At 55.5% G+C, this 6,983-nt stretch carries 6 protein-coding genes; 1 reads left to right on the forward strand and 5 read right to left on the reverse strand.

Going from position 1 to position 6,983, the window contains the following annotated elements; translation table 11 throughout:
* Nucleotides 1-5: 5 nt before the first annotated feature.
* The 5 genes from hslU to priA all read right to left on the reverse strand — a co-directional run bounded on the left by hslU (nt 6) and on the right by priA (nt 6,445).
* On the reverse strand, nt 6-1,337 hold the full coding sequence (gene hslU / locus ACLJRU_RS20130) for an HslU--HslV peptidase ATPase subunit (protein ID WP_001293360.1): 1,332 nt from the start codon (nt 1,335-1,337) through the stop codon (nt 6-8).
* A gap of 9 nt (nt 1,338-1,346) precedes the next feature.
* Entirely contained in the window at nt 1,347-1,877 is a 531-nt protein-coding gene (gene hslV / locus ACLJRU_RS20135; RefSeq protein ID WP_000208240.1) for an ATP-dependent protease subunit HslV, read from the reverse strand.
* Between the two features lie 91 nt (nt 1,878-1,968).
* Complete coding sequence (gene ftsN / locus ACLJRU_RS20140; RefSeq protein ID WP_187790676.1) at nt 1,969-2,973, reverse strand: cell division protein FtsN; 1,005 nt, start codon at nt 2,971-2,973, stop codon at nt 1,969-1,971.
* A gap of 93 nt (nt 2,974-3,066) precedes the next feature.
* Complete coding sequence (gene cytR / locus ACLJRU_RS20145) at nt 3,067-4,092, reverse strand: DNA-binding transcriptional regulator CytR (protein WP_000841337.1); 1,026 nt, start codon at nt 4,090-4,092, stop codon at nt 3,067-3,069.
* 154 nt (nt 4,093-4,246) lie between these two features.
* Nucleotides 4,247-6,445: a primosomal protein N' gene (priA, locus tag ACLJRU_RS20150; protein ID WP_023235440.1), complete on the reverse strand. Its 2,199-nt coding sequence runs from the start codon at nt 6,443-6,445 to the stop codon at nt 4,247-4,249.
* A 203-nt stretch (nt 6,446-6,648) separates the two neighbouring features.
* Here priA and rpmE point away from each other — a divergent pair, with 203 nt between their 5' ends.
* Nucleotides 6,649-6,861, forward strand: coding sequence for a 50S ribosomal protein L31 (gene rpmE / locus ACLJRU_RS20155; protein ID WP_000715284.1), 213 nt, complete (start codon nt 6,649-6,651; stop codon nt 6,859-6,861).
* Nucleotides 6,862-6,983 lie beyond the last annotated feature (122 nt).

The raw sequence follows: 6,983 nt of genomic DNA on the forward strand, positions 1-6,983 counted from the left end.
CGCGATTATAAGATAAAACGGCTTAGATCTTCATCTGCGACCAGCGCATCCAGATGTTTGCTCACATATTCCGCATCAATTGTGATGTTTTGGCCATGCAGATCGCTGGCGTTATAGGAAATTTCTTCCATCAGACGCTCCAGTACGGTATGCAGACGGCGCGCGCCGATGTTTTCGGTGGTTTCGTTAACCTGCCAGGCGGCTTCGGCAATACGTTTAATACCGGAATCGGTGAACTCGATATTGACGCCTTCAGTTGCCATCAGCGCTTTATACTGCACGGTGACGGACGCGTTTGGCTCGGTCAAAATGCGTTCGAAATCGCTGGTGGTCAGCGCCTGAAGTTCAACGCGAATCGGCAGACGGCCCTGCAGTTCCGGGATCAGATCAGACGGCTTCGCCACCTGGAACGCGCCAGAGGCGATAAACAGAATATGATCCGTTTTGACCATCCCGTGTTTGGTCGAAACCGTGCAGCCTTCTACCAGCGGCAGTAAGTCGCGCTGTACGCCTTCGCGTGAAACATCCGGGCCGGAGGTTTCGCCACGCTTACAAATTTTGTCAATTTCATCGATAAACACGATGCCGTGCTGTTCAACCGCGTCGATAGCGTCCTGTTTCAGCTCTTCCGGGTTGACCAGCTTAGCAGCCTCTTCTTCAACCAACAGTTTCATCGCGTCTTTAATTTTCAGCTTACGCGGTTTCTGTTTCTGACCGCCCAGGTTCTGGAACATAGACTGCAACTGGCTGGTCATCTCTTCCATGCCCGGAGGCGCCATAATCTCTACGCCCATCGGCGCGGCGGCGAGGTTAATCTCGATCTCTTTATCGTCGAGCTGGCCTTCGCGCAGTTTTTTGCGGAACGTTTGACGGGCGGCAGAAGGCTCCTGCTGCTGTTCGGCCTGGCCCCAGTTATTTTTTGCGGGTGGGATCAGCACGTCGAGAATACGTTCTTCCGCCAACTCTTCCGCACGATAGCGGTTTTTCTCGATAGCCTGTACGCGAACCATTTTCACAGCGGCATCGGTCAGATCGCGGATGATAGAGTCCACTTCTTTCCCGACGTAGCCCACTTCGGTGAATTTGGTGGCTTCGACTTTAATGAACGGTGCGTTGGCGAGTTTTGCCAGACGACGGGCGATTTCGGTTTTACCGACGCCGGTCGGGCCAATCATCAGAATATTTTTCGGCGTTACTTCGTGGCGCAGCTCTTCATCAAGCTGCATACGACGCCAGCGGTTACGCAATGCAATCGCCACGGAACGCTTTGCGTTATCCTGGCCGATAATGTGTTTGTTCAGTTCGCTGACAATTTCGCGTGGGGTCATTTCAGACATGAGGGGTCCTTACGCTTTGGCGGTCAATTCTTCAATGGTGTGGAAATGGTTGGTGTAAATGCAGATATCGCCTGCAATATCCAACGCCTTTTCAGCAATTTCGCGCGCGCCGAGCTCGGTATTTTCCAACAGAGCGCGAGCGGCAGCCTGGGCATAAGGACCGCCAGAGCCGATAGCAATTAAATCGTTTTCAGGTTGCACGACATCGCCGTTACCCGTGATGATGAGCGAAGCGGTTTCATCCGCGACGGCCAGCAACGCTTCCAGTTTGCGTAGCATACGGTCGGTACGCCAGTCTTTCGCCAGTTCAACGGCGGCTTTGACCAGGTGCCCCTGATGCATTTCCAGTTTACGTTCAAACAGCTCGAACAGCGTGAATGCATCAGCAGTACCGCCCGCAAAGCCCGCAATGACCTTGTCGTTGTAGAGGCGGCGGACTTTCTTCACGTTGCCTTTCATTACTGTGTTACCCAGTGTGGCCTGACCATCACCGGCGATTACCACGTGGCCGTTACGGCGTACGCTTACTATTGTTGTCACGAGCAGACCCCTTGGTTACTAATGCTGAATTGCGGCCCCGTACGGCGTACGGGGCATAATGCAAGTATAGATGGGGGAGATTTTGAGGGTTTCAACCCCCGGTGGCGAGTCGAATGCAGTTTGTATGGCCCGCCATCTTCAGACGGTTAATGGTGCTGTCGGCATTTTCTTTACCCTTAACCGGCCCGATAACCACGCGATTCCAGCCGTTATTGGTGGTAATTTTGGAGTCAAAGCCTTCAAACGCCAGCTGAGCGCGGACGCTTTCTGCCTGCTCGGCGCCTTTGAATGAACCGCATTGCACCATCCAGCGACGTTCATCTTTTTTCTCTGCTGTCGCCTTCGGCGCTTCAGGCGCGCGCGTAATTGGCGCGGCTTTCGGCGCTGCCGCGCTGGTATGCGCCGGCGTTTGCAGCAAATCCTGATAAGGTTGCTGCGAGGCCGTCTGCTTCGGCGGCTGACTTTGGCGCGCAGGTTGCGCTGGGGCGGATTGTACCGTGCGCGTTTGCGGCTGTTCGTTTACCCGCGGCTGCGTGCGTGGTTGCTGAACAGGCTGCGTTTGAGTCCACTGCTGCTGCTGCTGCTGCTGCTGCTGCTGCTGCTGCTGCTGCGCCTGACGCTGGCGCTGTAGCGTTTGCTGGCGTTGTTCTGGCGTCTGCTCGTTCCACGGCACTTCGTTAAGTTGCGTCGGCTGCTGACGCATATCCGCCTGCATCTGTTCCAGGAGTTGACGCTGCTCGCTGGTGAGCTGATTCGGATTCATGACTTCGCCGCCGGCGGACGGTTCCGTTGGCGTACGCACGCCCGGCTGGCGACTTTCCAGCTCTTTGATGTAACGCCAGCGCTCTTCCGGTTTTGGCGGAAGCCCATTGCCGGTGACTTTCTGGTTTTGTAGCGTTTCGGACTCTTCTTTCTTATGGTGAGTAATGAAGTACAGACCGCCGATAAAGGTCACAAGGATGGCTGCCGCAATCGCGACCATTGCCGGCGAGACGGCAGGCATGTTGCTTTGCTTCTTCCGTGAGTTCCGTGAGGTGCTCTTTTTGCGCCGCGAAGGAGCCGGTTGGCCGCGACGTACATAATCTCGTTGTGCCACTATCGTTTCGCTGTATTTATTCGTTCGTCAGCCCGTCATGTTACTGAAGCGGCGGGCCTTTGACCAGACAGGTGAGTCTTAAAGCTATTTACTTTAGGGTAAAGCGCGCGTAGAACCGCGAATAATCAGCTCGCAATCCATTAAACGCGAGCCGCTGCTCACATTTTGCCCCTGCATCTGATCGAGCAACAGCAGCATCGCCTCGCGACCAATGTCAAAACGCGGCTGCGCCACGGTTGTCAACGGAGGGTCGCAAAACTCGGCCAGCGCGATATTGTCAAAGCCGATAATCGACAGATCGTCAGGCACTTTCAGACCCTGGCGCTTGGCCCAGGAGAGGGCGCCCAGCGCCATTACGTCGCTATGACAAAAGACGGCGGTAGGCGGCAACGGTTGCTCAAGCAACTGCTTTAATGCGTTTGCCCCGGCTTCAAAGGTAAAGTCGCCACGGGCGATGTAATGCGGATCGACCACAATGCCACTGCGTCTTAATGCCTGTACGTAACCTTGTAAGCGATAGTGACAGAGCGGCATATCTTCCGGCCCCGCAATACAACCAATCCGCTTGTGGCCCAAATCCAACAGGTAGTTCATGGCATTGAACGCGGCGGTCAGGTTATCGATATGTACCGTCGGCAGTTCAAGCTCCGGCGCGAACTCATTCGACATCACCATCGGAGGCAAATTGCGCTGCTCCTCAACGCTGGCGTCAAAGGGCAGTCGGGAACTGAGAAGTACCATGCCGTCGATCTGTTTGGTGATGATGAGATTAAGAAAGGTTTTTTCTTTCTGGTTTTGATGGGCGCAATCGCCAATCAGCACCAGATACCCCTGTTCTGCCGCGGTCACTTCGATACCGCGGATAATTTCACTGAAGAAGGGATCGCAAATATCCGGGACAATCACCAGAATCGTACGGGATTCATTGCGTTTTACATTTCGCCCCATCGACTGCGGGAAATAACCCACTTCAAGCGCGGCCTGTTCAACCCGGCTACGGGTCGACTGGGAGACTTTATCGGGGTTCATTAACGCGCGGGATACGGTTGCCGTAGAGACTTTCGCCTTCAACGCAACATCCTTCATCGTAGCGGCAGTAACCTGCTTGTTCGATTTCACTCTTTCTCCTCGCCTGGGAACTGCTGGCGCAGATCTATCCTTGGTAACACTCATCGAAAACATTTTTATCAGATAGTGCGTGGAAGCGGTTACAGAATTTTCATAAAAAGTGTGATGGATCTTTAATTTTACGATCCGCCTCGCATCGTGAGGACTATCCTTCAATCGGATCGACGTCCAGAACCCATTTAACTTTCCGCGCTTCCGGGAGCGTATTGATCAACGCCAGCGTGCCGCTGATGATGTGTTGCAGGCGAATCCGTGAAGGATGCTGAAGTAAAATTTGCCAGCGATAGCGGCCGCCGCGTTTTGGCGCGAGGGCCGGAACCGGACCTAAGATCCACAGCTTATCGTCTGATAGCGGGCTGGCCTGAATCAGATTACGCAACTGCTGGAGAAAGACGGGCGCCTGCTGATTGTTATGATCCTCTGCGCGAATAATGACGTGGCTGGTCCACGGCGGAAGCTGGAGCGTTTGCCGTTCCGCCAGCGCCTGCTCCGCAAACGCATCATAGCCTTTATACAGTAACGTTTGCAGCAGGGGATGCTCAGGATGGTGCGTTTGGAGCACCACTTCGCCCTGTTTGCCCGCGCGCCCGGCGCGGCCGGAAACCTGAGTGTAGAGCTGGGCGAAGCGTTCCGCCGAACGAAAATCTGCGGAAAAAAGCGCGCCATCGACATCCAGCAACGCCACCAGCGTGACATCCGGAAAGTGATGGCCTTTCGCCAGCATTTGTGTGCCTATCAGGATGCGTGCTCCGCCGCGGTGAACTTCCGCCAGATGCTGCTCCAGCGCGCCTTTACGACTGGTGGTATCACGGTCGATTCGTGAGATCGGCACGCCGGGGAAGAAGGGCGCCAGCACCTGCTCCAGCTGTTCCGTCCCTAACCCAACCGGTAACATATGTGTGGAGCCGCAGGAGGGGCACTGACGCGGTACCGGACGCTGGCTGTCGCAGTGATGACAGCGTAAATGATGCTGCGCCTGGTGCAGCGTGTAGTAGTGATCGCAACGCGGGCACTCTGCAATCCAGCCGCAGTCGTGGCAAAGCAGCGCGGGCGCGAATCCCCGGCGGTTAAGAAATAAAATTACCTGATTGTCGGCCTGGAGATGTTGGCGCATACGGGCGATAAGGGCGGGCGCCAGTCCCGCCTGAAGACGCTGGCCTTTTAAATCCAGCGCATGCTGCAGAGCTGGGCGGGCGTTGCCTGCGCGCCGCGTCAGACGCAGCATCCGGTATTTTTTCTGCCGCACGTTACATAGCGTTTCCAGGGCTGGGGTGGCGGAGCCGAGAATAATCGGGATCTGCTCGCTATGGGCGCGATACACTGCCAAATCGCGGGCGTGGTAGCGCCACCCTTCCTGCTGTTTATAAGAGCTGTCGTGCTCTTCGTCGATGACAATCACGCCAAGATTTTTAAACGGCGTAAACAGCGAGGAGCGCGTGCCGATGACAATCGCCGCTTCGCCGTTTTTCGCTTTCAGCCATGCCGAAAGACGCTCGCTGTCGTTTAGCCCGGAATGCAGCACTTCCACCGGCGCGTTAAAACGTTCGCGAAAACGGGCGATCGTTTGCGGCGTCAGGCCGATTTCCGGCACCATCACCAGCGCCTGTTTGCCCTGGGCGAGGACGTTTTCCAGCACGCTCAGATACACTTCGGTCTTGCCGGAACCGGTTACGCCTGCCAGCAACCAGGCGGAGAAACCGTCCGACGCGCTGTGAATCGCGCCGACTGCTGTCGCCTGTTCGGTATTCAGCCGCAGGCGCTCTCCTGCGACGGCATAACGCTCCCGCCAGTCGGTAAACGCGGGCGTTTCACTGGCAAGCTCACAAAGTCCCTTACGCCGCAGCGTTTGCAGCGTGGCGTCAGTAAAATCAAGCTCGGCTACCTGATAGCGCCAGATCTTTCCTTGCCGTAGCGCCGCCAGCGCCTGTTGTTGTTTGGCGGAGCGTTTCAGGCTGTTGATATCGACGGCTTGCCCCTCTTCGGTGGCGAACCAATACCATAGGGGCGCGTTGCTGGCTGGTTTTCCCTGACGCAATAAAACCGGCAGAGCGTGAAACAGAACGTCGCCGAGGGGATGGTGGTAGTAATCCGCCGCCCAGAGGAGTAAGCGCCAGATGGAGGGAGAAACGATTGGCTCGTTATCCAGGATTTCAATGACCGATTTTAATTCATCGAGCGGCAATTCGCTGTGGTCGCTAACCGAGACGACAATGCCCACGCGCTCTTGCTGCTTGCCGAATGGCACGCGCACGCGGCACCCGGCTTTGGCGACCCCGCCTTCCGGCAGCAGGTAATCAAAGGTTCGGGGAAGCGGAACGGGCAAGGCAACGTGCGCGACGGACATAGCATCTTCCTGACTTGAAATTTCGTCGGGTAGTATACACATTACGATAAGGGAGCGCGGATCAGTTTGCATACGGTGGTCAAATTCTGTATGATTCGCCGCCTTTGGTGCGTGTTGTGAGCATCAAACCCTTTACTATTAACTTCGCGTGGTGTCTGGCGTTAGGGCTGGAAGAGCGACGCGGCCTTACACTGAGGTTCCCCATGAAAAAAGGTATTCACCCGAATTACGTAGAAATTACTGCAACCTGTTCTTGCGGTAATGTTATCAAAACCCACTCTACCGTGGGTCACGACCTGAACCTGGACGTGTGCGGCAAATGCCACCCGTTCTTCACTGGTAAGCAGCGTGTTGTTGATACCGGTGGTCGTGTTGAGCGCTTCAACAAGCGCTTCAGCATCCCTGGCAGCAAATAAGTTACCGCCAGAAAAAAAGCGCCGCAGGGCGCTTTTTTTGTTTTCTATGACCCGTCCTGAATAGCGTTGACACGTTCCAGACTTAAATCCGGAGAACGTAATGATGACTGAGTTCAAACGCC

It is taken from the genome of Salmonella sp. SAL00653 (genome assembly GCF_046552515.1).
Taxonomy (GTDB): Bacteria; Pseudomonadota; Gammaproteobacteria; order Enterobacterales; family Enterobacteriaceae; genus Salmonella; species Salmonella enterica.